We start from the raw sequence: 20625 nt of genomic DNA on the forward strand, positions 1-20625 counted from the left end.
TAGCGGCCACCCCGGCGAATGACCGAGTGCACCAGAGCCGGACTGACGAAACTTTAAACTTCAGACAGCCAGGTCAATGAGAATTTGAGCCATGGCCTTGTTTGTTTCCGTGCTTGCCGCTGTTCCCGTTATTGTTGTGCTTGTTGTCGCCGCGGTCTTCATTGTTGCGCTTGTTGTAGTCTCGGTCATCGCGATCATCCCCGCGCCGGTCATGGCTGGCACGATGATGTTCCTGGTAACGCGGCACGTATTCGTTTTGATACCAGTTGTGGTTAACAAAATAGACCCGCTCGCCGCAAGCGTTGTATTCGCGGCAATGTTTGCTCCAGTTTCTGGCATGGCCCGGGGGAACGCGCAGGTAGATCGGCGGCCGATGCATGGCCACCCGCTCGACGTACTTCGGCTCACGATACAGGACGCGTGGCGGCGGATAGCCCCCACCATTGATCTCGATGTGGCCGTAGAAGCCGGGTTGGCCGATGCTGACGGACACACCGACATCAGCTGCCTGGACCGGAAGGATGGCGACGGTCAGGGTTGCTGCGAGAAATAAGCGTTTCATGCTGGATATCCTGTTGTTAGGGCCTGCCCACGACTTGTGGGCGATCGCTCGGAGTGGATCGGTTTCACACGGGAAAAATCAGCGACGGCAGATCAGGCCATCGTCAGTGCGGAATTGAATGGGTGCGCGCCCGTTCGATGCAGCGAACACGCCGAAAACAAGTGCGAGAATAGCCGCATGCCCGGACACAGTCTGTTCGTTGGCAGACATAACGATGACTGGGGTCGGGGCCATACAGGAATCGCCTTCGCGGGCGCCGCCGTGCGCAAGCGCCGCGGAAATCAGGGGAGTCAACGAACGATGCGACGTTTTAAAATCCTTCATCGCACCTATTACAACTTTCCGGACACGGTGCAGCTCGGTCCCCACACCTTGCGACTGCGGCCCAAGGAAGGCCACGAACTGCGAATCGAATCCTCATCGCTGGACATCACGCCGGCAGCCACGCTGCGCTGGCACAGCGACGTGGAAGACAACTCAGTGGCGATCGCAACGTTCGACACGCCCACCCGACAGCTGGTGATCGCAAGCGAAATCATCATTCAGCAATTCAACGAAGCGCCGCTCGATTTTCTGGTGGACGCCTACGCGGCAAACTACCCGTTTGCCTATGAGGCCGAAGACCGCATCGTGCTGGCGCCCTATCTGCTGACGGTCACGCGGCAGGCCTCCGACCCGCTGGCCAAATGGGTGGCCAGTTTGTGGCGGGCCGGCGAGCCCATCCAGACCTACGCCCTGTTGCAACGCCTGTGCGTCCACATCAACCAGTCGTTTACCTATCTGGCGCGTGAGCAGCCTGGCGTTCAAATGCCCGCCGATACCCTGGCGCGCGGCACTGGATCCTGCCGCGATTTCGCGAATCTGTTCATCGAAGCCGCGCGTCACCTGGGTCTCGCCGCACGTTTTGTCAGCGGCTACCTTTATGCGGAGCCGTCGGCCGCCAATTACGGCTCAACCCATGCCTGGGCCGACGTGTTTCTGCCCGGCGCGGGCTGGAAGGGCTTCGACCCCACCGTCGGCAAAATCGTCGGAACCGATCACACCGCCGTCGCCGTGGCACGCCTGCCCGAGTCCGTGCCGCCCGTGGCCGGCTCGTTCGTCGGCCCGCCCGGCGCAAGCCTCGACGTCGGCGTCTGGGTCACCGAGCTGAAATAGGGATTGATCTGGCGGATCGGCGTCCTTGTAGCCGGCCAAATCGGGCAGGACCAGACCTGGACGCGATGGCCCGTCAGCGTGCGGGTTCTGCCACGAAAATCTCGACGCGGCGGTTTTTCGCACGGCCTTCTGCCGAATTGTTGTCAGCGATCGGTTCGCGCGAACCGCGACCATCGATGGCGATACGGCTTGCCGCCACCCCGCGGGCAACGAGGTAATCGCGCGTCGAGGCTGCGCGATTGACCGAAAGCGGATTATTGATCGCATCCGTGCCGGTGCTGTCGGTGTGGCCGATGATGGTCACCGTCGTCACCGGATTTTGATTCAGGGTGGTGGCGAAGCGATCGAGAATCGGACGCAGGTTCGATTTGATCTCGTAGCGATTGGTGTCAAAGGAGACATCGCTCGGGATATCCAGCTTGAGCTGGTTATCGGCGGTCTGGCTTACGCTCACGCCGGTTCCCTGGGTGGCTTGCTCCATCGCCACCTTCTGTTCCTCCATGTGCTTCGACCACAGATAGCCGCCGCCCGCACCCACTGCCGCGCCAATCGCCGCGCCGGTCGCAGCACTTTTTCCCTTGTTGCCACCAGCTGTCGCGACACCAATGATCGCGCCGGCAGCGGCGCCGATCGCCGCGCCTGTGCCGGTGGTTTTCTGAGTCTCAGTCATGTTGGCGCAGCCGGAAAGACCGCTGAGTCCAACTGCAATGGCGCTAAGTAAAACAATCGCTTTATTCATGAAATCACTCCGGATTGATTAAAAATATTTTGAATACAGGCAGCTGTGCGGGTTTGTCCCGCCAATGACCTGACGCTCATTTCCACATCACGTTGGACTCTGCCTTGGCTGCTGCAGCAAGCAAATTCATGAGTGGCAGCGCCCGATGCGCCATGCTGACCACCGGCTCATCCGCATCGGTGTCTTCGACTGGCGGAGCAGCTTTTTCCGCATCGATAGCGGCAGTCAACCGGCTCAGCGCCGCAGGGACATCTGCTGCCAGAATTGCGCCGGGCACGCTTGGGGTGTGCCCCATCATTTTCAGCATGGCAAGCGCGACTTTCCCGAACAGGGTGATGTCCGCATAGGCATCCGTTGTAAAAGTAACCAACATACGACTCTCCTCTTAACAGTCATGCTCATTTCATTAATAGACGTTCTTGCGACCTTTGTCTGAATCCTAAATGCAAGATTCAGAGAGAAGTAAGCTACGGATAGTTCGTTGATCAACACCACATAATGAATCATGTAATGACATCGTTTGTTGAGCCTGAATGGCTCGTCAGACTCATGCACTTGTCTCCTGTTCACACTGGTTGGCGTGTGTTTGTCGGGCTGGTTTTTGCAAGCTGCACCAGCGCAGCCAGGAGTGTTTGAATGTTTTTCCGGATCGGCTCATCGGTCAGTCTGCCCTCCGGATCAAAGCGCTGTGAGGCATTGCCGATCATCACTTCCGGTTGATTGACCGTGGGCATGTCCAGCGAGACGAGGATTTGCCGCAGATGGCATTGCGCGCGGGCCGTGCCCAGGCTACCGGTCGATGCTCCCATCAGCGCCGCCGGCTTGCCGGTCCAGGCGCTCTCGCCGTAGGGTCTCGACGCCCAGTCGATGACGTTCTTGAGCACGCCGGCAACCGAATAATTGTATTCCGGCGTGGCGAACAGGATAGCATCGGCGGCCAGAATCTGCCGCTTGAATTCCAGCACGGCAGCAGGCATCGCCATTTCGGTGTCCTGATTGAATACCGGGATGCCATGCAGTTCGATCAGCTTCAGCACTGCGCCGTCCGGCACCAGTTCCTGCGCCGCCTTGAGTGCGAAATGGTTGTAGGAGTCTTTGCGCAGACTGCCGACGATGCCCAGGATTTTGATCTCGTCCATGTTCAGGTTCCTTGTTCGATGGGCTGTTTACAGCGTGCCCGGATCTGGTGGCCAGTGCTGTGCGACAGCGCACATAGCCATTGGCCTGTTGTGTGCGTTACCGAACGGAATGGAGATCGCTCCAGGTGCATTGTGCGTGCTGGCTCGTCGCACTTTTGCGCTTTGCCGGTGCTTTCCAAAGCCGCTGTCCTCTGCGCTATTCCCATGATCTTTCAAGGAGTCGACCATGACCCAACCATCAATTTCCCCCGGCGCCCCGCCCCACCTGTGGGTGCCATTTGCCTTGCTGCTTCTGGCCTCTGTCAATCTGTATGCGCAGCAGCCGATTTCGATCTCCCTGAGCGGCGACGCCGAGGTGCCGCCGGTGACCACTTCAGCGAAAGGTACCGGGCAAATCACCGTGAAGTCCGACCGCACGGTAAGCGGCAGCATCAAGGTTTCCGGCCTGGTCCCGACGATGGCGCACATTCATGAGGGTGCCGTCGGGAAAAACGGCCCGCCGATCATTACCCTGACCCAAATCGGCAACGACAGCTTCACCATCCCCGCCAGGGCCAGGCTGACCGATGCGCAGTACACGGGTTTTACGAGCGGCGAGTTGTACGTCAATGTGCACAGCGCCCAGTACCCGAATGGTGAAATCCGTGCGCAGTTGCTGCGTACGGAAGCCGGGGCGACGCCGACGCGCGCGAGTAACTGACCGGCATCGCCGCCGGCCGGGCCATTCTTCTGCTGGCTGTTGCCCCCGTGCACGGGGCAAACCGTGCAAAGCCGGAGATGACAAATGCATCGGATATCGGGCAAATCGGAAGAGAGCGAAATGACGACTCCTGCGCTTGAACGACACTATGAGCCAAAGGATTTTCGCGACCGGATTGCGTATGCTTTCGTCGTGTTTCTGCGTTTCTTCGCCGACGCTTTTTTCGCGCGTCGGTATGGCCATCGCGCGGTAGTGCTGGAGACAGTCGCCGCTGTGCCGGGCATGGTGGGCGGTGTGCTGCAACATTTGCATTCCCTGCGCCTGATCGAAGCCGATTACGGCAGGATTCGCTTGCTCCTGGACGAAGCGGAGAATGAACGCATGCACTTGATGACCTTCATTCAAATTACCGAGCCCTCCGGGCTCGAGCGCCTGCTGATCCGGCTTGCCCAAGGGGTTTTCTTCAACCTTTATTTCTTGCTTTACATGATTTCGCCCAAGACTGCGCACCGTGTCGTGGGGTACCTGGAAGAAGAAGCGGTCCACAGCTATACCGAGTATCTGGCCGGCGCGGACAACGGCACCCATGCCAACGTCGCGGCGCCCAGGATCGCGATCGATTACTGGAAGCTCGCACCAGACGCACGTCTACGCGAGGTCATCATCGCAGTCCGAGCAGATGAGATCCGTCACCGCGAAGTCAATCACGAACTTGCCGACGTGCTGGGTTGATCGGGGCCTGTCTGCAACGAGGATGCGACACCACCCGCCAGCGTCGGCAGGTGAATCGCATTCACGCCATGTTGGTGTCCTTGCTCTCGCCGATCGAGGCCTGGATAACTTCCCTTGCGATAGCCGTTTCCTGTTGCGTCCGGGTCTCGACCACCAGCACGACCTGACCGCTGGCGATCGCATCGCCGATCAGGTCTGACAACCAGCCATCCTTGTTTCCAGCCCCCGGTACAGTTTCAGCCTGCTTGCGGTTTATTTGGCTCGCGGACGCGACAGATTCGGCTGCACCGCCTGGAGCCGGCCGGCACGCAACTCGACCACGGCCTTCGCGACAGCACGCGCCACATTGCGCGCCTCTTCCTGCACGGGTTCATCCCGGTCCAGGCTGTCGTGGCTAGTCGCATAGGGTTCGTAGTAGCCGATGTAGCGGTCGAGTCGCGCCTGTACACCGGCGTCGATGAAACCCATCCAGTCGAGCCAGTCCGACAGCGCGCGACGCGAGCCTTCGACCCCGGCCACGTCACCGTGGACGATCAGCCCGTAGGCGCGCCCGGCCAGGTGCTGCGGGTAGTCCCAGCCGGCCATCTCGAGTGCTTTTGCCTTGGCGGGATTCTTACCCGAAGTCGAAGTGGGATCGGGGTTGCCGCCGTCGGCGCACACCAGGCGGTCGATCATCAGCTTCAACGGGCTGGGGCTCTGATACCAATACACGGGCGAGACGATGATCACCGCATGGGCAGCGGTCCAGCGCTCGTAGATCTCGGCCATCCAGTCATTGGTCTGGTCGAGCGCGTGGTTGGGGTAGCAGCTGCACGGCCAGTTGCACAGGGGCATCGCGGTGGACGCACAGCCCTTGCAGGGATGGATCTTGCGGCCGTATTCGGAGGCGAGCAGGCTGAGGTCGAGCACGTCGGCCTGGATAGCGGCCTGCTCCACGATTTCGCGCGCGATTTCCAGCATCCGGAAGGTCTTGGACATTTCGCCCGGGCAGCTGCCATCGTTGCGCGCCGACCCGCAGACCAGCAACACCCGGGACGGGCTCGCCGGATCGGCCCAGCGCAGTTGCGCGGCTTCGATGCGCTGTTTCGTCGCAATCCACTCGGACGACAAGTCGTAGTCCGGATCGGCATAGCCCGGCCCTGCCTTCTGCGTGAAAGGGGACTTGCGGTACTCGCTGTGGGCCTGCCAGGCGATCTCTTCTAGACGCGCAATGGACGCGTCTTCGGCACGGAACGCCGGATCGATGAAGGAGGCCCGAAACCGGGCGCTGAACTCGGCACGTGTAAGGGGGGCCGCTGCCTGGCCCTTGCGGATTTCAATCATGATGGCCTCCGATGGCCTGTAGACGAAGTGACATTAATGAACTGGCGTCAGGTCGTCTGTGCGGTGTCGCACGAAATTGACACGGCTCCCGCATCGTCGTGCATGGCTTACTTTGGCAATGGCTTGCGATAACCCCAAAAGCGGCTCATCAGCGGCTTGACGCTGGTGCCGTGGACAAGAATGGAAAGCGAGACCGCAATGAGCGTCAACTGGATCAGCTCCATGGCAAGGTCTTCGGGGAGCCCGTGCTGGATGGCATACATCAGGTAGTACAGCGAACCGATGCCGCGTACCCCGAACCAGCCGACCATGCCGCGCATCGGCCACGAGGTGCGGGTAAGCAGCAGGCTGGCCATGACGCTGACCGGCCGCGCCACCATGAACAAGAAAAACGCCAGCCCCACTGCCCGCCAGCTCCAGGAATCGAGAAACAGCGTGCCGCCAATCAACAGGACGAGCATCAATTCCGAGAGCCGCTCCAGATGTTCCTTGAAAACCAGCGAGCCGCCGCTGACGGTCGGCGGCGGCTCGTTATCCGGGCATGCGTTTTCAGCTTCCAGTTCGAGGCGGCCGGCTTGCGGCCGATCCTGGGAATTCTGCCCAGCCGCGGCAAGTTTGAGCTCGGTCTGGCGCAGGGCGACGGCAGCGAAAAATACCGCCAGAAATCCCCACGCACCCACCAGCACACTCAGGCCATACACCACACCAATCAGGCCGAGTCCAAGGAAATCATCCATTAGGGTGTGCTCGTTGGGCACGCTGCGCAGCTTCCATCCAAGATGGCCCAGTGCAGCGCCGGAGACGACCCCGATGGCAATTCCCGCCAGCGTGGCCCACAGCACATCGACCAGTACCCAGTGCAGGCTGAATTCACCGAGCTCATGCAGTCCGAGCAATCCCAGTCCCAGCATCACGAACGGAAAAGCGCTGCCGTCATTCATGCCCGCTTCGCAGGTCAGGGTGAAGCGGAGCTGGTCGCGGTCACCGGGATGACGAATCTGCACATCGGTCGCCAGCACCGGATCGGTGGGGGCCAGGATCGCGCCCAGCAAGATGCCCGCGCCCAGGGGCAGACCGAGTACATACCAGGCAAAAGCCGCGACCAGTCCGACGCTGACCGCCATCGATACCGTTGCCAGCAGAATCGGGGGGCGCCAGCGGGCGAGGCTGACCGGCACGGGCATTTTGATCCCGGCGGAAAACAGCGAAATCAGCAACGCCACTTCGGTCAGCACTTCGAGCAGTGCCGATTCCTTGAGCGGATTGAAATGAAATACGTTGAGCACCGTCGGCCCGACCAGCAGGCCCACCGCCAGATAGATGATGGCAGGGGTGACCGGCAGGCGCTTGAGTATCGAAGCAGTCAAGCCCCTGGCGAGCAACAGTCCGCCCACAAGCAGAAACCAGAGTGCGCTAGTCATGATTCATTCACCCGTTCAGGGGCATTCCGGTTTCAGGATTTCGCCATGACCACGATCCGCGTGCAGCATGACAGCCCGCGCGATCAGTGCCATCCACCGTCCGCTTGTATAAGCCGCTCCCGGCTACCCTTCAATTACCTCGAATGGCCGGGAAGTTACGGTTACTGCCAGCGGCCCATGTGGCTCATTTGCACCGTGTCGAAGGTCGCTTGTTGTTCGGTGGTAAGCGTGGCATAGAAGGTTTTGACCGCACCTGCCATCTTGTCCATGTTCTGCGCCCGGTCCTTCATCCAGTCCGCCATCTTCGCCATCCGTTCCGGCGCGGTCTTCTTCGGCATGGACTGGGCGTTGCCCCTCATCTGATCCCGCATGGCCGCCATGTTTTTGGCTTGATCGTTTACGTGTCCGGAGAATGTCTGCCAGGCTGGCTGCTGATCTGCCGTGAGATTGAGCTTGGCCTTCAGCTCGCCAAGATGCTTTTCTGCGCGGGCGACGGGATCCATTTTCATGTCGCCCGACATCATGCCCATGCCATCACAGCCCATTCCAGAATGATACGGACCCATTTTCGTGCCGGCCGTTGCGAGACTCACTGCAAACAGTGAGGAAATCAGTCCCAGCGTAAGTTTGGTATGCAGTTTCATGATCAGTCTCCTTAAAAGTACTTTGGATCGTATGGATTACAGCAAAGCGACAGCATGCGCCTTTGCCCTGTTTGCTCCCGGCAGCCGGTTATCGGCATTCACTTGCGATACATCCGGACCTTCCGTTTAGCCATCGAGATTCTGCGACTGCAGCCGGCTTGCGTCTGTACGTCAGCGCACACACGTCATTACCGGCACGCACCCCCATGAAGCTCGAAACTGAACCCGCAGAAACCGCACTGAGTGTGTGCTGTCGTACAGACGCCTGTATTCCCCTGAGTAGTATTGCGGGAAAGGATTAGGGCCATGACAGCAAACGGCCATTCCCGGAAAGAGCCCTCAGTCCCGGCTTGAGGTGGGCGGTATATCACTGCTTGCCCGAGTATGAGGAAATCCACTGAACAACAGGAGCAGGATCATGAACAATGCGACACAGGAATACATCCGCCCAGGCTACGAAGTCGAACCCGTACCAGGCTTTCCCCATGCACCGTCCGACTGGACCCGCGAAGACGCCGAAAAAATCGCCCAAACAGAAGGCCTGACGCTGACTGAAGAACATTGGCAGGTGGTACGTGCGTTACAGGATATCTGTATGCACAGCGAGGAACCCTCGTTGAACCTTCGCGACTTGCACGATGCGCTCGACGAGCACTTCCATTCCGCAGGCGGCATCAAGTATCTCTACGAACTGTTTCCCAAGGGCCCGCTGGCTCAGGGCTGTCTGCTCGCAGGCCTGCAACCGCCAGCAGACGCGCAGGAACCAGGCATGGGCAGCGCGGCCTGAACGATCGGGAACCGGAAAACGATGATCGAAGCCGGCTTGTGGCGCGTGTCGTTGGAGAACGGAAAAGGGGCTGTGCATTCCCGATGCAGGGCCTATGCTCCGAAAATGCGGGCAATTCCGGTTGCCACTTCATCTGACCCACACAACGGTGCACCATGAAATTCAAGGATTACTACGCGGTTTTCGGCGTGCCGCGCGATGCGACACAGGACGACATCAAACGCGCTTACCGCAAGCTGGCCCGTCAATACCACCCGGATGTCAGCAAGGACCCCGATGCCGATGTACGTTTCAAGGAACTGGGTGAGGCCTACGCCGTCCTGAAGGATCCCGAGAAACGCGCGGCCTACGATCAGGTTGGCAGCCAGTGGAAGGCCGGACAGGATTTCCAGCCACCGCCTGACTGGGATGCCGGATTCGAGTTCAGCGGACGCGACTTCGGAGCGGGCGCCGACCCGGGTCACAGCGACTTCTTCGAAGCGCTGTTTGGCCGCCGGGCCCGGGGCGGACAACGGCCCGGCATGCATGCGCGCGGCCAGGACCACCATGCCAAAGTGTTGATCGATCTGGAAGACGCTTACCGTGGTGTCCAGCGCAGCATCTCACTGCGTATGCCTGTGCCGGATGAGCACGGACGCGTCGTGCTGCGGGAGCGCAAGCTTGATGTCCGCATCCCCAAAGGCATTCGGGCGGGCCAGCATTTGCGCCTGGCTGGACAAGGTGAGCCCGGGGTAGGCGAAGGGCCGCCCGGCGATTTGTTTCTGGAAATTGAATTCAAGCCGCACGCACAGTTCCGCGTCATCGGCCCGGATGTCTATCTGGACCTGCCGCTGGCGCCGTGGGAGGCTGCGCTCGGCTGTTCGCTGACCGTACCGACGCCGGAAGGATCGGTGCAACTCACCGTTCCGGCGGGATCGGCGGCGGGTCGGCAGTTGCGGCTGAAGGGCAAAGGCATTCCAGGCAAAACCCCCGGCGATCTATACGCTGTGCTGGCCATCGTCCTGCCCCCCGCCGTCAACGAAGACGAGAAGGCGGCCTACCGCGCAATGGCCGAAGCCTTCGATTTCAACGCGCGCGCGCCGATGAAAGGCTGATCCGTCATGAGCACAACAGAAATTCAATCCATCCAGGGCCTGATCGTCGAAGAGGACATTCCGCTGACACTGGAGGACTTGTGTCAGGCATGTTTCGCTCCCCGGGAGCATGTGATCGCCTGGGTCGTGGAAGGGGTGCTGGAGCCGCTCGGTGAAACGCCGCAAGACTGGCGCTTCACCGGCGCGTCCCTGCATCGCGCACGGCTGGCGTTGTGGCTCACCCGCGATCTGGAAATCAATCTGCCCGGCGTGGCGCTGGCGCTGGATTTGTTTGATGAAATCGCAGCGCTGCAAGCACATCAGCAACGCGTTGGACCGCGCTGAGCGGCAAGTCGCTCAGGTATTGCTCAACGGCCCCGCGCCCGTTCGGCCGATCATCGCCAGAAACTCGCGCCGGGTTGAACTATCCGAGCGAAAGGCACCCAGCATGCGGCTGGTCACCATGGCCGCACCCACTTTGTGTACGCCGCGCGTGCTCATGCATTGATGGGCTGCCTCGATCACCACCGCAACGCCTTTCGGTTGCAACACGTCGTTCAGCGTATCGGCGATCTGCACCGTCATCCTTTCCTGGATCTGCAGGCGCTTGGCATAGATGTCGACCAGGCGGGCCAGCTTGGAAATGCCCACGACCCGGCGATCCGGCAGATAGGCCACATGCGCCTTGCCGATGATCGGCACCATGTGGTGCTCGCAATGGCTTTCAAAACGGATATCGGTCATCACGATCATTTCGTCGTAGCCATCGACTTCGGAGAACGTACGCGACAGGGTCTGCACCGGATCCTCCAGATAACCGGCGAAGAATTCCTCGTAGGAGCGCACGACGCGCGCCGGGGTATCGAGCAGGCCCTCGCGATCAGGGTCATCACCGGCCCAGCGGATCAGCGTACGTACCGCGTCTTCGGCGGCCGCACGATCAGGCCGGGCCGAGGGTTCGGATGTTCTGGAGGGGGTGTCAGGCGGTATGGAAGCCATGCGGACGGTCCTTTCCTGCTCGGGAAACTGGGGACTGCTACAGGATAGGCGGAACTGAAAGTCCGGGCGTCCTGCCATTGCTCGCGGCGCGCGGCGTGGGTTCGCTTGCACTTTGCCCGCGCGTGCGGCTGAACCACATTGCCCGCGAAGGCAGCGCGAGGATTATTCCTTGTCGCCCTTTGCCGCGTCCTGAATGCTTTCGCCGGCTTTTTCAACCTGTTCCCCGACCTTCTCAGTCGTCTGGTCGAGTTTCTTGCCGGCCTGTTCCGCCGGGCCTTCCTGTTGCTGGCAGCCGGACAGCGTCACAAACAACACTCCCATGGCCAGAGCGGTAAGCGCCATCTTGTCGAATTTCATCATGTGGTTCTCCTGGTAATTTGTTTGTCCGGCAGCGAGCTTGAGCATGTCGCTCATGCCCGCTGCGGACGCATGGCAATGCGTGAGCGTGACGCAGCGACCGGGCAGACTGGCGCTAAGTACGTTGATCATTTATCACCGACCTCGTGTCCGATAACACCACCGACGGCCGCACCACCAACGGTTCCGACCGCGCTGCCGTTTGTGAGTACCGCACCGCCAACTGCACCGATTCCAGCACCGATGGCGGTGCTTTTATCCTGTGTCGACATATTGGAACACCCGCCCAAGCTGAACAGCATGGCGGCGACAACGGTGGTACTGAACGTGAATCTCTGTATCGTTTTCATGGGACATCTCCTTTTCTGAACTCACGCACCCGGTGTTGCGCACCGGGACGAACTGCACTCAAGCAGTACGCATACATGGCTCCGATATTTGAAGTCTATGCGGAAGGCGTCACCCGGTCTGTCTGCTGACGCACATAAGCGGCAATCAAACCGGGCACATGCTGGGTAGCGTGCAGCCCGGCATCAATTGATAAAAAGTGGGAAAAACGGGCGGACGGAAAAGGCGTTCATTGATCTGTTTCTGCGCCGGCATGGCGATACTGCACATCGGGCAACAGGCGGTCGAGTTCCTTCTTGACCACGGCGTAGCACTCGCACGCGTGGGCCTCCAGCCCATGCCGGTCGAGCACGGCAATGTGGCCACGACGGTAGCTGATCAGGCCGGCGCGTTGCAATTTCCCGGCTGCTTCGGTGATGCCTTCGCGGCGCACACCCAGCATGCTGGCGACCAGTTCCTGCGTCATGATCAATTCATTCGCCGGCATGCGGTCGAGCGTCAACAACAGCCAGCGGCACAACTGCTGCTCCAGTGAGTGATGCCGGTTGCATACTGCCGTCTGCGCGGTCTGCGTCAGCAGTGCCTGGGTGTAACGCAACAACAGAGGCTGCATCAAACCGGCGCGGTCGAACGCTTCCTTCAGCAGTTTCCCTTCCAACCGGTACGCATGACCGGCCGTCTGCACGACGGCCGTGCTCGACGTGGTTTCACCGCCCAGGAAAAGGGAAATTCCGACGACCCCTTCATTGCCCACCCCTGCGGTTTCAGCCGTTGCGCCAGACTCCATCACATAGTGCAGCGACACAATGGCGGTGGTGGGGAAATAGGCGTGCTTCAGCTTTTCGCCGGGCCCGTAAAGGATTTTTCCGAGCGGCATCGCAACCCACTCCAGGTGCGTGGCCAGCGCGTCAAATTCCGCTGTGGGCAGCGCGGCGAGAAGATGGTTCTGGCTTGGATTCGGGTTCAATGACATGACTGCGTGCGGTGATCCTGTGCGTTCTGTTTTTCAGGTGGTTCCACTTTTCAGGTCAGCTCCACGCCGATTCCCCGGTATCCGACAAACCGGCTGGACTGGTTGAACATCGGCTCACCGCTTACCCTGAACTGTTGGCGCGATCCATCGGTATTGATGCGGTGGAATACAAAATCCAGGAAGGGCTGCCGGGCGACAATCTTTGCCTGAAGTTCTTTCCGCTCGGCTTCATTCCAGCCTGCTGCCTGAACGTCGCCGGGTTTTCCTTGCGCGGCATCAGCCCCGAGTCCGAGCATTTCCTGTACCGGACCGGAAGTTTTGGTAAACGTCCCGTTTTCATCCTGCTCCCAATACCAGTCGGAGGCCAACTCGGTCAGGCTGCGATAGCGGGCCTCGCTATCGCTCAATTCGGCGGTCCGTTCCCGCACGGTTTGTTCTAGCACATTGTTGTAATTCTTGAGCTTTTTGTACATCAGCCGCACTTCCAGCAAGTTGTGGATACGGGTCTTGACTTCGACCAGATCGAACGGCTTGCTGATGAAATCCTTGGCGCCTGCCTGCAATGCCCGCAGCTTGTGGCCAGGTTGAGCCGTGATCGCGAGGACGGGAAGATAACTCTCCCCCTCGATGGCCTTGAGGCCTTCCATCACCTGAAATCCATCCATGCCAGGCATCTGAAGGTCAAGCAGGATCAGGTCGTAGTCGTGTTCCCGATGCAGCGCACACACCGCCTGCGGATTCACAGTCGAGGTCACGCAACTGTAGCCGGCCTCACGCAGCACTTGCTCGAGCAGCTGCACATTGGCTTCCTGATCGTCCACGACCAGAATGCCTGCATTAAAAATATCGATGCTGTTTTCCATTTCGTTTTCTTTCGCTCATTCGCTCAAATGTCTTGCTTCATGCAGGGACTTACGTCGGATCGCGCAGTCGCTAACCGGACGGCGCGCGTTGTGCTGCAAAGCGGTAGTGATTCTTTCCGGCGCGCTTGGTTTCATACAGGGCCAGATCTGCATTTTTCATCAGCGCCTCCACGGTCCCGCCATGTTCGGGATACATGCTGACGCCGACACTGGCCGTCACATGCATCTCGTGGTCTTGAATGCGATAGGGCTGTGATATGGCCTGCACCACCTTTTCTGCCAGCCTGGCCACTGCATCGACATGAGTTGATTCCCACAACCCGATCACGAATTCGTCGCCGCCCAGACGCGCCACCGTGTCTTCTTCACGTACGGTCGCCACGAGGCGATCGGCGACCATCCGAAGCAACGCGTCACCGGCATCGTGGCCCAGGGTGTCGTTAACCTGCTTGAATCCGTCCAGATCCAGGCACATCACCGCCATCGAGCTTTTGTTCCTGCGTGCATGGGCGATGCCCAAGGCAAGCCGGTCAAACAAGAGCCGTCGATTCGGCAGCCCGGTCAGTGCGTCATGCAGCGCAAAGGATTCCAGTGCAAGGCTGTACTGCTCGAGTTGCTTGTACAGCAGGCGCACTTCCAGCATGTTGTGAATACGTGCTCTGGCCTCCATCAGGTCGAAGGGTTTGCTGATGACGTCTTTTGCGCCGGCGGCCAACGCCCGCAGCTTGTGGCCCGGCTGGGCGGTAAAGACGAGTACGGGCAGGTAGCTGTCGATCTCGAGTTCCTTCAGGCTTTCCATGACCTGAAATCCATTCATGCCGGGCATCTGCAGATCGAGCAGAATCAGGTCGTAGCGATTGTCGCGATGCAGCGCGTAAACGGCATGCGGATCCAGCGTCGACGCAATGCAACGGTAGCCTGCTGCGCGCAGCATGTCTTCCAGCAGCTGCACATTGGCCGGCTGATCGTCCACGATCAGGATGCTGGCATCCAGAATGTCGGCGGCCCGGATCATCACAAAGGCTCCGCCAGCACGGCGCCGTCTATCCCGGTTTCCGAGAACGCCAGCGCCCGGTCCAGCGCATCCATGAACGCGGCTACCTTGATCGGCTTGGTGAGGTAGCGGAAGAAGCCAGCCGCCAGGCCCTTCTCGATATCACGGAGCATGGCATTGGCGCTGAGGGCAATGACGGGGATATGCGCCGTTGCCGGATCGTCGCGCAGGATTTTCAGCGCCTGGTTGCCGCTGATTCCTGGCAGATTGATGTCCATCAGGATCACATCCGGGAGGTGGGTGCGCGCCAGCGCAATGCCATGATTACCATCGCGCGCGCCCAGCATGCGCACATGAGGAAGTCCCTCGATGATTTGCTCGACCAGCATCAGGTTGGCCGGATTGTCTTCCACATAGAGCAAGGTACGCAGCACAGCATTTTCCTGCATTTGCAGCGCACGTTTTGCGGGCAGGGTACCGCCCGCGGCCAGTTGCGGCATGACGCCCTGCATCAGTTCGATCCAGAACTCACTCCCTACGCCGACCGTGCTTTCCACACCGATGGTGCCGCCCATCAGGATGGCCAGCTGCTGGGTGACCACCAGGCCAATGCCCGTCCCTTCCTCGATTCCATTCTCTTGCCCGAGTCGATTGAACGGTTGAAACAGCTGTGCCAATTTTTCCGGCGGCAATCCCGCTCCGCTGTCCTTGATGCTGATGCGCAGGTATCCGGGTCGACTCGCTGTGCACTTCACCTCAACGGTTCCTTGCTCGCGGTTGTATTTGATCGCGTTGGACAGCAGGTTGATCAAAACCTGCTTGACGCGTGTTTGATCGGCCTGCGCAACCCAGGTGTTGTCGAACGGGACAAAATCGATATGGATGCCGCGTTGCTGCGCCTGCGGTTCGATCATCGCCTGACATTCGCGCACGACATCGATCAGCAATACGGGTTCGAGCGACAGCGATAGTTTGCCGGACTCGATCACCGCCAGATCGAGGATCTGGTTGATCAGTTCCAGCAGATACCATCCCGCCTTGATGATCTGGTGCAGCCTGACAGTCTGGGCGACCGTAGGCGGCGGCGAACCGGACTCCAGCAACTGGGCAAAACCGAGGATGGCATTGAGCGGCGTGCGCAGCTCATGGCTCATGCTGGACAGGAAATCGGATTTGGCGAGGTTGGCCTTGTCCGCCACGAAACGGGCGCTTTCCAGCTCGGTGTTCTTGTCCTGCAGCACCTGATCCAGGCGCTTGCGTTCGGTGACATCGCGCGCAGCGGCGAACACGCCCTGCAGCTTGCCGTCGGCGTTGTAGAAAGTGGCCGCGTTATAGGACACCACCGTTTCCTTGCCGTCCTTGGCGCATGCGGTCAACTCGTAGTCGCGGACCTTCTTTTCGCTCAATACTCGCTTGATGCCCGCCTCGGCCCGTTCCGGATCGGTAAAGTGGTTCTTGAACGGCGCACCGATCAACTCGTCGCGCATGCAACCGGTGAGCGCCTCCATCTGCTGGTTGACGTCGGTAATCATGCCGGCCGGATCGGTCGTCATGATCGCGTCGATGTTGGATTCGATGAGCGAGCGCGTGTAGAACTGCTGGTCGCGCAAGGCCTGCTGCGCCGCATATTCCCCGGTCACATCGCGGAACACCAGCACGGCGCCGATCACCCGGGCATCGCGGTCGCGAATCGGTGCGCAACTGTCGGCGATGGCACACTCGCTGCCATCGCGCGCGATCAGTATGGTGTGGTTGGCCATGCCCTGCGTCGTGCCATGCGCCAGGGTTTCCATGACCGGGATCGTTGAAGGTTTGCGGGTTTCCTGGTTGATGATGTGAAAAACCGCTTCCACCGGAAGGCCGGCGGCTTGCGCATGCGTCCAGCCGGTGAGCTTTTGAGCCAGGGGGTTCAGCAGCGTGACACGTCCTTCAGCATCGGTCGCGATCACCGCATCGCCGATGGAATGGAGCGTCACGGCGAGCTTTTCCTCGCTGACCTGCAAGGTGTGGTTGGTCTGCTGCAGTTGTTTGTTGGTCGCTTCCTGAACTTCGAGCAAATGCTGCCGCTCGGCCTCGACCTGCTTGCGCGCGGTGTTGTCGGTGCCAATCAGCAGATAGCCGATGATGGCGCCCTGATCGTCGCGCAGCGCAGTGACCGACACGATCGCGGGAAAACGGCTGCCATCCTTGCGGATGTAGGTCAGCTCGTAGATGTCCTCGATGCCGCGTGAGGCTTTGAACACCAGGGCCTCGAAACCCGGCTCGATCTGGGTGCCGAGTTCGACGCTCAACGCCTGCGCGCGCGCGATCACTTCCTGCGGATCGGAAATGTCGGCTGGCGTGATCTTGTTCAGAACATCGGCAGCCGCGTAGCCCAGCATGCGCTCGGCGCCGACATTGAAAATCTGGATGACGCCCTTCTCATCGGTCGCGATACTCGAAAAATTGGCGCTATTGAGAATCGCATTCTGCAAGGCCCCGGTTTTAAGCAGGGTCTGCTGACGCCGCACTTCGGTCATGACATCACGCTTGCCGTCATGGTCTGGGATGGAACCGGATACTGTTTCGGGCATGGTTGATTTCCGTGAAAAGCGCGTTCGGGCCTGCAGACGGGCTGATTTCGCCGGACCGGAAACCGTTGGATCCGGCCATTACAGCCAAAATACGCAAAGTTGTCCGGGCAAGTGTGAAGCATCGCCGCCTTTCCGGGGCCTGTCTGTATGCCAGGACACATAGGCCGAAATACCTGACCACTCACTGTCACCCGCCAGCCGCACGCGATCGTCCGCTAAAATTCGGGCATGAACCCTGATTACACCGCCCTGTTGCCTCGTATCGAACGCTTGCTGGACCGTCTCGACAACGCCTCGCGCCCGGCCGCGCTGGACTGGAAGGCCGTACGCGCGGCGCGCTGGTCGGCGCAAAGCGGCGGCCTCAAGCCCATCCTGCATCCGCAGCGGGTGGCGCTGAAAGACCTGCTCGACGTCGACGAACAGAAACAACGGGTCGACGCCAACACGCGCCAGTTCGTCGCCGGCAAACCGGCCAACAACGTGCTGTTGACGGGCGCGCGCGGCGGCGGCAAGTCCTCGCTGGTGAAAGCGGTACATGCCAAATACGCAGCCAAAGGTTTGCGCCTGATCGAGGTGGACAAGGCCGGGCTGCCCAACCTGCCGGATCTGTTCGATCTGCTGGCGGAGGCGGATTACCGCTTCATCGTGTTCATCGACGACCTGAGCTTCGCGGAAAACGAGCCCGGTTACGCCAGCCTCAAGGCCGCGCTCGACGGTTCGCTGGCAGGACCGTCGGACAACGTACTGATTTACGCCACCAGCAACCGCCGTCATCTGATGCCGGAGTTCATGGCCGAGAACCTCGCTACCCGGCACGTCGGCGAGGAAATCCACCCGGGTGAAGCGACCGAGGAAAAGGTCTCGCTGTCGGATCGCTTCGGCTTGTGGGTGCCATTCCATGCGATGGAACAGGATGCCTATCTCGCCATCGCCCGCCACTGGGCGACACAACTCGGCGCGCCTGCCGACGAGCACTTCGAACGCGCAGCCCTGCAATGGTCGCTCGGGCGCGGCGCGCGCAACGGCCGTGTCGCGTGGCAGTTCGCGCGCGACTGGGCGGGGCGGCAATGACCACCCCGCTCACCGAAGTCGTCGCCGCAGTGCTGACGCGCGCCAACGGCGACGTCATGCTGGCCAGCCGGCCGCCGGGCAAGGTCTACGCGGGCTACTGGGAATTTCCCGGCGGCAAGGTGGAAGCCAGCGAAACGCTGCAGGCCGCGCTGGCGCGCGAACTGAAAGAAGAGCTCGGCATCGCGGTAGTGCGCGCCGACCGCTGGATCACCCGCGTGTTCGCCTACGAACATGCCACGGTGCGGCTGAATTTTTTCCGCGTCGTCGAATGGCAAGGCGAGCCCCATCCGCACGAAGGCCAGACCTTGTCCTGGCAAGCACCCGCACAGGTCACGGTGTCGCCGCTGCTGCCAGCCAATTTCCCCATCGTGAAGGCGCTGACGCTGCCGCCGCTGCTGGGCATTACGCATGCCGAGTCGCTGGGCGTAGAGCCCTTTTTGGCGCGGCTGGACGTGGCGCTCGAGCAGGGACTCAAGCTGATCCAGCTGCGCGACAAATCGCTCGACGCTGCGGCCCGGCTGGCGCTCGCGCAGGAAACGGTGCGCCGCGCGCATCGGCACGGCGCACGCGTGCTGGTCAACGGCAGCCTGGAACTCGCTCGCGCGGCGGGTGCCGACGGCATACACCTGGATTCCGCTGCCGCAGCCAAGCTCAACGTGCGGCCCGACTCCGAGTGGGTGGGCGTGTCGTGCCACGACGCGGCCGAACTCGCGCATGCCGCCGCCCTCTCGGCCGATTTCGCCCTGCTCTCGCCGGTGTTGCCGACGCTCACCCATCCCGGCGCAGCGACCCTGGGCTGGGAATGCTTTGAAGCCCTTGCCGCCGCCAGCCCGATCCCGGTCTACGGCCTGGGCGGGCTGGAACGCAGCGACGTGGCGCTCGCGCAGTCGCATGGTGCGCACGGCGTGGCCCTGTTGCGCGGCGCGTGGACATGAAGCGCGTTCTGCGCCAAGACCGCCCGCAGGGCGAGCGTCTGGCGGCGTACCCCACGCGGGTGCTGGCGCCGCTGCTGCTGGTGGTCGCGCTGGTGGCCGTGGCGGTAGCCGGTTACTGGCTCAAGCGCCCGGCCGAAGCCATCGCGCTGCAGTGCGCCGATCCGCTCGCCGGTTGCAGCTTCCTGCATCGCGGCGCGCCCGCCAGCCTGCGTTTTCTGTCGCAGCCTGTTGCCCTGGAAGCCTTCGGCCTCCACGTCAGCGCGCCGAACGTGCATAAAATGAGCGCAGAATTTCAGATGGTCAGTATGGACATGGGATTCAACCGCTACGATCTGCGCTCCACCAGGCCCGGCGAATTTGCTGCGGAGATTACATTGCCGATTTGTGTCAGCGGGCGGCGTGACTGGATGCTATATCTCGACGTAGACGGCACGCGCTACGCGCTGCCCTTCAGCACCCGGTAAAATGGGCCGTTCATATGCTCGTCATATTGCAAAACATATAATCCGAGACGGATTCTGGAGAAATGAACATGATGCTGTCTGAGCACACCTACAAGCAGTTTGATACCGAGCTGGAAGCGGTGCGCGCCAGCGTGCTGAAAATGGGCGGTCTGGTCGAAGAACAAATCACCAATGCGACCGAAGCGCTGCTCACCGGCAACATGGAACTGGCTGACCAGGTCGACGCCAACGACCACAACGTCAATGCGCTGGAAGTCTCGATCGACGAGGACTGCACCCACATTATCGCGCGTCGCCAGCCTACCGCCTCGGACCTGCGCATGGTGATGATGATCGTCAAGACCATCACCGATCTCGAGCGCATCGGCGACGAAGCCGCCAAAATCGCGCGCATGGCCAAGGTCATTCACCAGTCCGAACGCATCAGCCTGCCGCGCTTCCGCGAAGTGAAGTACATGTCCGATCTGGTGCTCGACATGCTGCGCAAGGCGCTCGACAGCTTTGCCCGCCTCGACGCCACCAAAGCAGTTGAAATCGCGCGCCAGGATCAGGCAGTGGACGAGGAGTTCCGCCTCAACCTGCGCCATCTCATCACGTTCATGATGGAAGACCCGCGCACCATCTCGGTATTCATCGACATCCTGTTCATCACCAAGGCGATCGAGCGCATGGGCGACCACGCCAAGAACATGTCGGAATACGTGGTCTACATGGTCAAGGGCAAGGACGTGCGCCACACCTCGCTGGAAGAGATCGAAAAAGAAGTGCTGTAA

Annotated in this window: 25 protein-coding genes; 10 read left to right on the plus strand and 15 right to left on the minus strand. The window is 60.6% G+C overall.

Annotated features, from left to right (window positions below; translation table 11 throughout):
* Positions 1–73: 73 nt before the first annotated feature.
* Positions 74–562: a hypothetical protein gene (locus IV098_RS14810; RefSeq protein ID WP_296890437.1), complete on the minus strand. Its 489-nt coding sequence runs from the start codon at positions 560–562 to the stop codon at positions 74–76.
* A gap of 300 nt (positions 563–862) precedes the next feature.
* Between IV098_RS14810 and IV098_RS14815 the strand changes: the two genes are divergently transcribed.
* Positions 863–1717, plus strand: a complete 855-nt coding sequence (locus tag IV098_RS14815) for a transglutaminase family protein (protein ID WP_296890439.1) — start codon at positions 863–865, stop codon at positions 1715–1717.
* Between the two features lie 73 nt (positions 1718–1790).
* Here the strand turns inward: IV098_RS14815 and IV098_RS14820 are convergent, their stop codons facing one another.
* From IV098_RS14820 to IV098_RS14830, 3 genes are all read right to left on the minus strand, one after another.
* Positions 1791–2456 (minus strand): OmpA family protein, encoded by a 666-nt coding sequence (locus IV098_RS14820; protein ID WP_296890441.1) that lies wholly within the window; start codon positions 2454–2456, stop codon positions 1791–1793.
* Positions 2457–2532: 76 nt separating this feature from the next.
* Positions 2533–2829 carry a DUF1840 domain-containing protein gene (locus IV098_RS14825; protein WP_296890443.1) on the minus strand — a complete coding sequence of 99 codons (297 nt, stop codon included), beginning with the start codon at positions 2827–2829 and terminating at the stop codon, positions 2533–2535.
* A 193-nt stretch (positions 2830–3022) separates the two neighbouring features.
* Positions 3023–3595 carry an NADPH-dependent FMN reductase gene (locus IV098_RS14830; RefSeq protein WP_296890445.1) on the minus strand — a complete coding sequence of 191 codons (573 nt, stop codon included), beginning with the start codon at positions 3593–3595 and terminating at the stop codon, positions 3023–3025.
* 226 nt (positions 3596–3821) lie between these two features.
* Here IV098_RS14830 and IV098_RS14835 point away from each other — a divergent pair, with 226 nt between their 5' ends.
* The gene (locus tag IV098_RS14835) at positions 3822–4295 is read left to right on the plus strand and encodes a CHRD domain-containing protein (RefSeq protein WP_296890446.1); all 474 of its coding nucleotides are present in this window, start codon (positions 3822–3824) and stop codon (positions 4293–4295) included.
* Between the two features lie 84 nt (positions 4296–4379).
* Positions 4380–5027: an alternative oxidase gene (locus IV098_RS14840; protein ID WP_296890448.1), complete on the plus strand. Its 648-nt coding sequence runs from the start codon at positions 4380–4382 to the stop codon at positions 5025–5027.
* A gap of 61 nt (positions 5028–5088) precedes the next feature.
* Here IV098_RS14840 and IV098_RS14845 read toward each other — a convergent pair whose 3' ends face one another.
* The 4 genes from IV098_RS14845 to IV098_RS14860 all read right to left on the minus strand — a co-directional run bounded on the left by IV098_RS14845 (position 5089) and on the right by IV098_RS14860 (position 8415).
* Positions 5089–5229: a hypothetical protein gene (locus IV098_RS14845; RefSeq protein WP_296890450.1), complete on the minus strand. Its 141-nt coding sequence runs from the start codon at positions 5227–5229 to the stop codon at positions 5089–5091.
* Between the two features lie 50 nt (positions 5230–5279).
* Complete coding sequence (locus tag IV098_RS14850) at positions 5280–6350, minus strand: flavodoxin family protein (RefSeq protein ID WP_296890452.1); 1071 nt, start codon at positions 6348–6350, stop codon at positions 5280–5282.
* 107 nt (positions 6351–6457) lie between these two features.
* Positions 6458–7771: a cation:proton antiporter gene (locus IV098_RS14855; RefSeq protein WP_296890455.1), complete on the minus strand. Its 1314-nt coding sequence runs from the start codon at positions 7769–7771 to the stop codon at positions 6458–6460.
* 161 nt (positions 7772–7932) lie between these two features.
* Entirely contained in the window at positions 7933–8415 is a 483-nt protein-coding gene (locus IV098_RS14860; protein ID WP_296890457.1) for a Spy/CpxP family protein refolding chaperone, read from the minus strand.
* 418 nt (positions 8416–8833) lie between these two features.
* On the opposite strand from IV098_RS14860, the gene IV098_RS14865 reads away from it, so the two are divergent.
* From IV098_RS14865 to IV098_RS14875, 3 genes are all read left to right on the plus strand, one after another.
* Entirely contained in the window at positions 8834–9202 is a 369-nt protein-coding gene (locus IV098_RS14865; RefSeq protein WP_296890459.1) for a TusE/DsrC/DsvC family sulfur relay protein, read from the plus strand.
* A 155-nt stretch (positions 9203–9357) separates the two neighbouring features.
* Positions 9358–10296 (plus strand): DnaJ C-terminal domain-containing protein, encoded by a 939-nt coding sequence (locus tag IV098_RS14870; RefSeq protein WP_296890461.1) that lies wholly within the window; start codon positions 9358–9360, stop codon positions 10294–10296.
* 6 nt (positions 10297–10302) lie between these two features.
* The gene (locus IV098_RS14875; RefSeq protein WP_296890463.1) at positions 10303–10620 is read left to right on the plus strand and encodes a chaperone modulator CbpM; all 318 of its coding nucleotides are present in this window, start codon (positions 10303–10305) and stop codon (positions 10618–10620) included.
* A gap of 12 nt (positions 10621–10632) precedes the next feature.
* On the opposite strand, the gene folE is transcribed toward IV098_RS14875, so the two are convergent.
* The 7 genes from folE to IV098_RS14910 all read right to left on the minus strand — a co-directional run bounded on the left by folE (position 10633) and on the right by IV098_RS14910 (position 17382).
* A complete protein-coding gene (gene folE / locus IV098_RS14880; RefSeq protein WP_296890465.1) occupies positions 10633–11274 on the minus strand; it encodes a GTP cyclohydrolase I FolE in 642 nt (213 codons plus the stop codon).
* 162 nt (positions 11275–11436) lie between these two features.
* Positions 11437–11763 carry a hypothetical protein gene (locus tag IV098_RS14885; RefSeq protein WP_296890466.1) on the minus strand — a complete coding sequence of 109 codons (327 nt, stop codon included), beginning with the start codon at positions 11761–11763 and terminating at the stop codon, positions 11437–11439.
* Complete coding sequence (locus tag IV098_RS14890) at positions 11760–11981, minus strand: glycine zipper 2TM domain-containing protein (protein ID WP_296890469.1); 222 nt, start codon at positions 11979–11981, stop codon at positions 11760–11762. The genes IV098_RS14885 and IV098_RS14890 overlap by 4 nt, the downstream gene beginning before the upstream one ends.
* A gap of 227 nt (positions 11982–12208) precedes the next feature.
* Positions 12209–12952, minus strand: a complete 744-nt coding sequence (locus IV098_RS14895) for a Crp/Fnr family transcriptional regulator (protein ID WP_296890471.1) — start codon at positions 12950–12952, stop codon at positions 12209–12211.
* 50 nt (positions 12953–13002) lie between these two features.
* Positions 13003–13815 (minus strand): response regulator, encoded by an 813-nt coding sequence (locus tag IV098_RS14900; protein ID WP_296890473.1) that lies wholly within the window; start codon positions 13813–13815, stop codon positions 13003–13005.
* A gap of 70 nt (positions 13816–13885) precedes the next feature.
* On the minus strand, positions 13886–14830 hold the full coding sequence (locus IV098_RS14905; protein WP_296890475.1) for a diguanylate cyclase: 945 nt from the start codon (positions 14828–14830) through the stop codon (positions 13886–13888).
* Positions 14830–17382 carry a PAS domain S-box protein gene (locus tag IV098_RS14910; protein ID WP_296890477.1) on the minus strand — a complete coding sequence of 851 codons (2553 nt, stop codon included), beginning with the start codon at positions 17380–17382 and terminating at the stop codon, positions 14830–14832. Before IV098_RS14910 ends, IV098_RS14905 begins: the two co-directional genes overlap by 1 nt.
* A 228-nt stretch (positions 17383–17610) precedes the next feature.
* On the opposite strand from IV098_RS14910, the gene IV098_RS14915 reads away from it, so the two are divergent.
* The 4 genes from IV098_RS14915 to phoU all read left to right on the plus strand — a co-directional run bounded on the left by IV098_RS14915 (position 17611) and on the right by phoU (position 20625).
* A complete protein-coding gene (locus IV098_RS14915; RefSeq protein WP_296890479.1) occupies positions 17611–18453 on the plus strand; it encodes an ATP-binding protein in 843 nt (280 codons plus the stop codon).
* Positions 18450–19388 carry a Nudix family hydrolase gene (locus IV098_RS14920; protein WP_296890481.1) on the plus strand — a complete coding sequence of 313 codons (939 nt, stop codon included), beginning with the start codon at positions 18450–18452 and terminating at the stop codon, positions 19386–19388. Before IV098_RS14915 ends, IV098_RS14920 begins: the two co-directional genes overlap by 4 nt.
* Positions 19385–19852, plus strand: coding sequence for a hypothetical protein (locus IV098_RS14925; RefSeq protein WP_296890484.1), 468 nt, complete (start codon positions 19385–19387; stop codon positions 19850–19852). Before IV098_RS14920 ends, IV098_RS14925 begins: the two co-directional genes overlap by 4 nt.
* Before the next feature lie 71 nt (positions 19853–19923).
* Positions 19924–20625: a phosphate signaling complex protein PhoU gene (gene phoU, locus IV098_RS14930; RefSeq protein ID WP_296890489.1), complete on the plus strand. Its 702-nt coding sequence runs from the start codon at positions 19924–19926 to the stop codon at positions 20623–20625.

The organism is Thiobacillus sp. (assembly GCF_018780105.1).
GTDB lineage: Bacteria > Pseudomonadota > Gammaproteobacteria > Burkholderiales > Thiobacillaceae > Thiobacillus.

Coding starts and splice junctions, on each gene's coding strand:
- IV098_RS14810 (WP_296890437.1), bottom strand. CDS start 562: ATGAAACGCTTATTTCTCGCAGCAACCCTGACCGTCGCCATCCTTCCG.
- IV098_RS14895 (WP_296890471.1), bottom strand. CDS start 12,952: ATGTCATTGAACCCGAATCCAAGCCAGAACCATCTTCTCGCCGCGCTG.
- IV098_RS14815 (WP_296890439.1), top strand. CDS start 863: ATGCGACGTTTTAAAATCCTTCATCGCACCTATTACAACTTTCCGGAC.
- IV098_RS14875 (WP_296890463.1), top strand. CDS start 10,303: ATGAGCACAACAGAAATTCAATCCATCCAGGGCCTGATCGTCGAAGAG.
- IV098_RS14865 (WP_296890459.1), top strand. CDS start 8,834: ATGAACAATGCGACACAGGAATACATCCGCCCAGGCTACGAAGTCGAA.
- IV098_RS14830 (WP_296890445.1), bottom strand. CDS start 3,595: ATGGACGAGATCAAAATCCTGGGCATCGTCGGCAGTCTGCGCAAAGAC.
- folE (WP_296890465.1), bottom strand. CDS start 11,274: ATGGCTTCCATACCGCCTGACACCCCCTCCAGAACATCCGAACCCTCG.
- IV098_RS14835 (WP_296890446.1), top strand. CDS start 3,822: ATGACCCAACCATCAATTTCCCCCGGCGCCCCGCCCCACCTGTGGGTG.
- IV098_RS14855 (WP_296890455.1), bottom strand. CDS start 7,771: ATGACTAGCGCACTCTGGTTTCTGCTTGTGGGCGGACTGTTGCTCGCC.
- IV098_RS14890 (WP_296890469.1), bottom strand. CDS start 11,981: ATGAAAACGATACAGAGATTCACGTTCAGTACCACCGTTGTCGCCGCC.
- IV098_RS14885 (WP_296890466.1), bottom strand. CDS start 11,763: ATGATCAACGTACTTAGCGCCAGTCTGCCCGGTCGCTGCGTCACGCTC.
- IV098_RS14825 (WP_296890443.1), bottom strand. CDS start 2,829: ATGTTGGTTACTTTTACAACGGATGCCTATGCGGACATCACCCTGTTC.
- IV098_RS14925 (WP_296890484.1), top strand. CDS start 19,385: ATGAAGCGCGTTCTGCGCCAAGACCGCCCGCAGGGCGAGCGTCTGGCG.
- IV098_RS14900 (WP_296890473.1), bottom strand. CDS start 13,815: ATGGAAAACAGCATCGATATTTTTAATGCAGGCATTCTGGTCGTGGAC.
- IV098_RS14905 (WP_296890475.1), bottom strand. CDS start 14,830: ATGATCCGGGCCGCCGACATTCTGGATGCCAGCATCCTGATCGTGGAC.
- IV098_RS14860 (WP_296890457.1), bottom strand. CDS start 8,415: ATGAAACTGCATACCAAACTTACGCTGGGACTGATTTCCTCACTGTTT.
- IV098_RS14870 (WP_296890461.1), top strand. CDS start 9,358: ATGAAATTCAAGGATTACTACGCGGTTTTCGGCGTGCCGCGCGATGCG.
- IV098_RS14850 (WP_296890452.1), bottom strand. CDS start 6,350: ATGATTGAAATCCGCAAGGGCCAGGCAGCGGCCCCCCTTACACGTGCC.
- IV098_RS14920 (WP_296890481.1), top strand. CDS start 18,450: ATGACCACCCCGCTCACCGAAGTCGTCGCCGCAGTGCTGACGCGCGCC.
- phoU (WP_296890489.1), top strand. CDS start 19,924: ATGCTGTCTGAGCACACCTACAAGCAGTTTGATACCGAGCTGGAAGCG.
- IV098_RS14820 (WP_296890441.1), bottom strand. CDS start 2,456: ATGAATAAAGCGATTGTTTTACTTAGCGCCATTGCAGTTGGACTCAGC.
- IV098_RS14840 (WP_296890448.1), top strand. CDS start 4,380: ATGCATCGGATATCGGGCAAATCGGAAGAGAGCGAAATGACGACTCCT.
- IV098_RS14910 (WP_296890477.1), bottom strand. CDS start 17,382: ATGCCCGAAACAGTATCCGGTTCCATCCCAGACCATGACGGCAAGCGT.
- IV098_RS14915 (WP_296890479.1), top strand. CDS start 17,611: ATGAACCCTGATTACACCGCCCTGTTGCCTCGTATCGAACGCTTGCTG.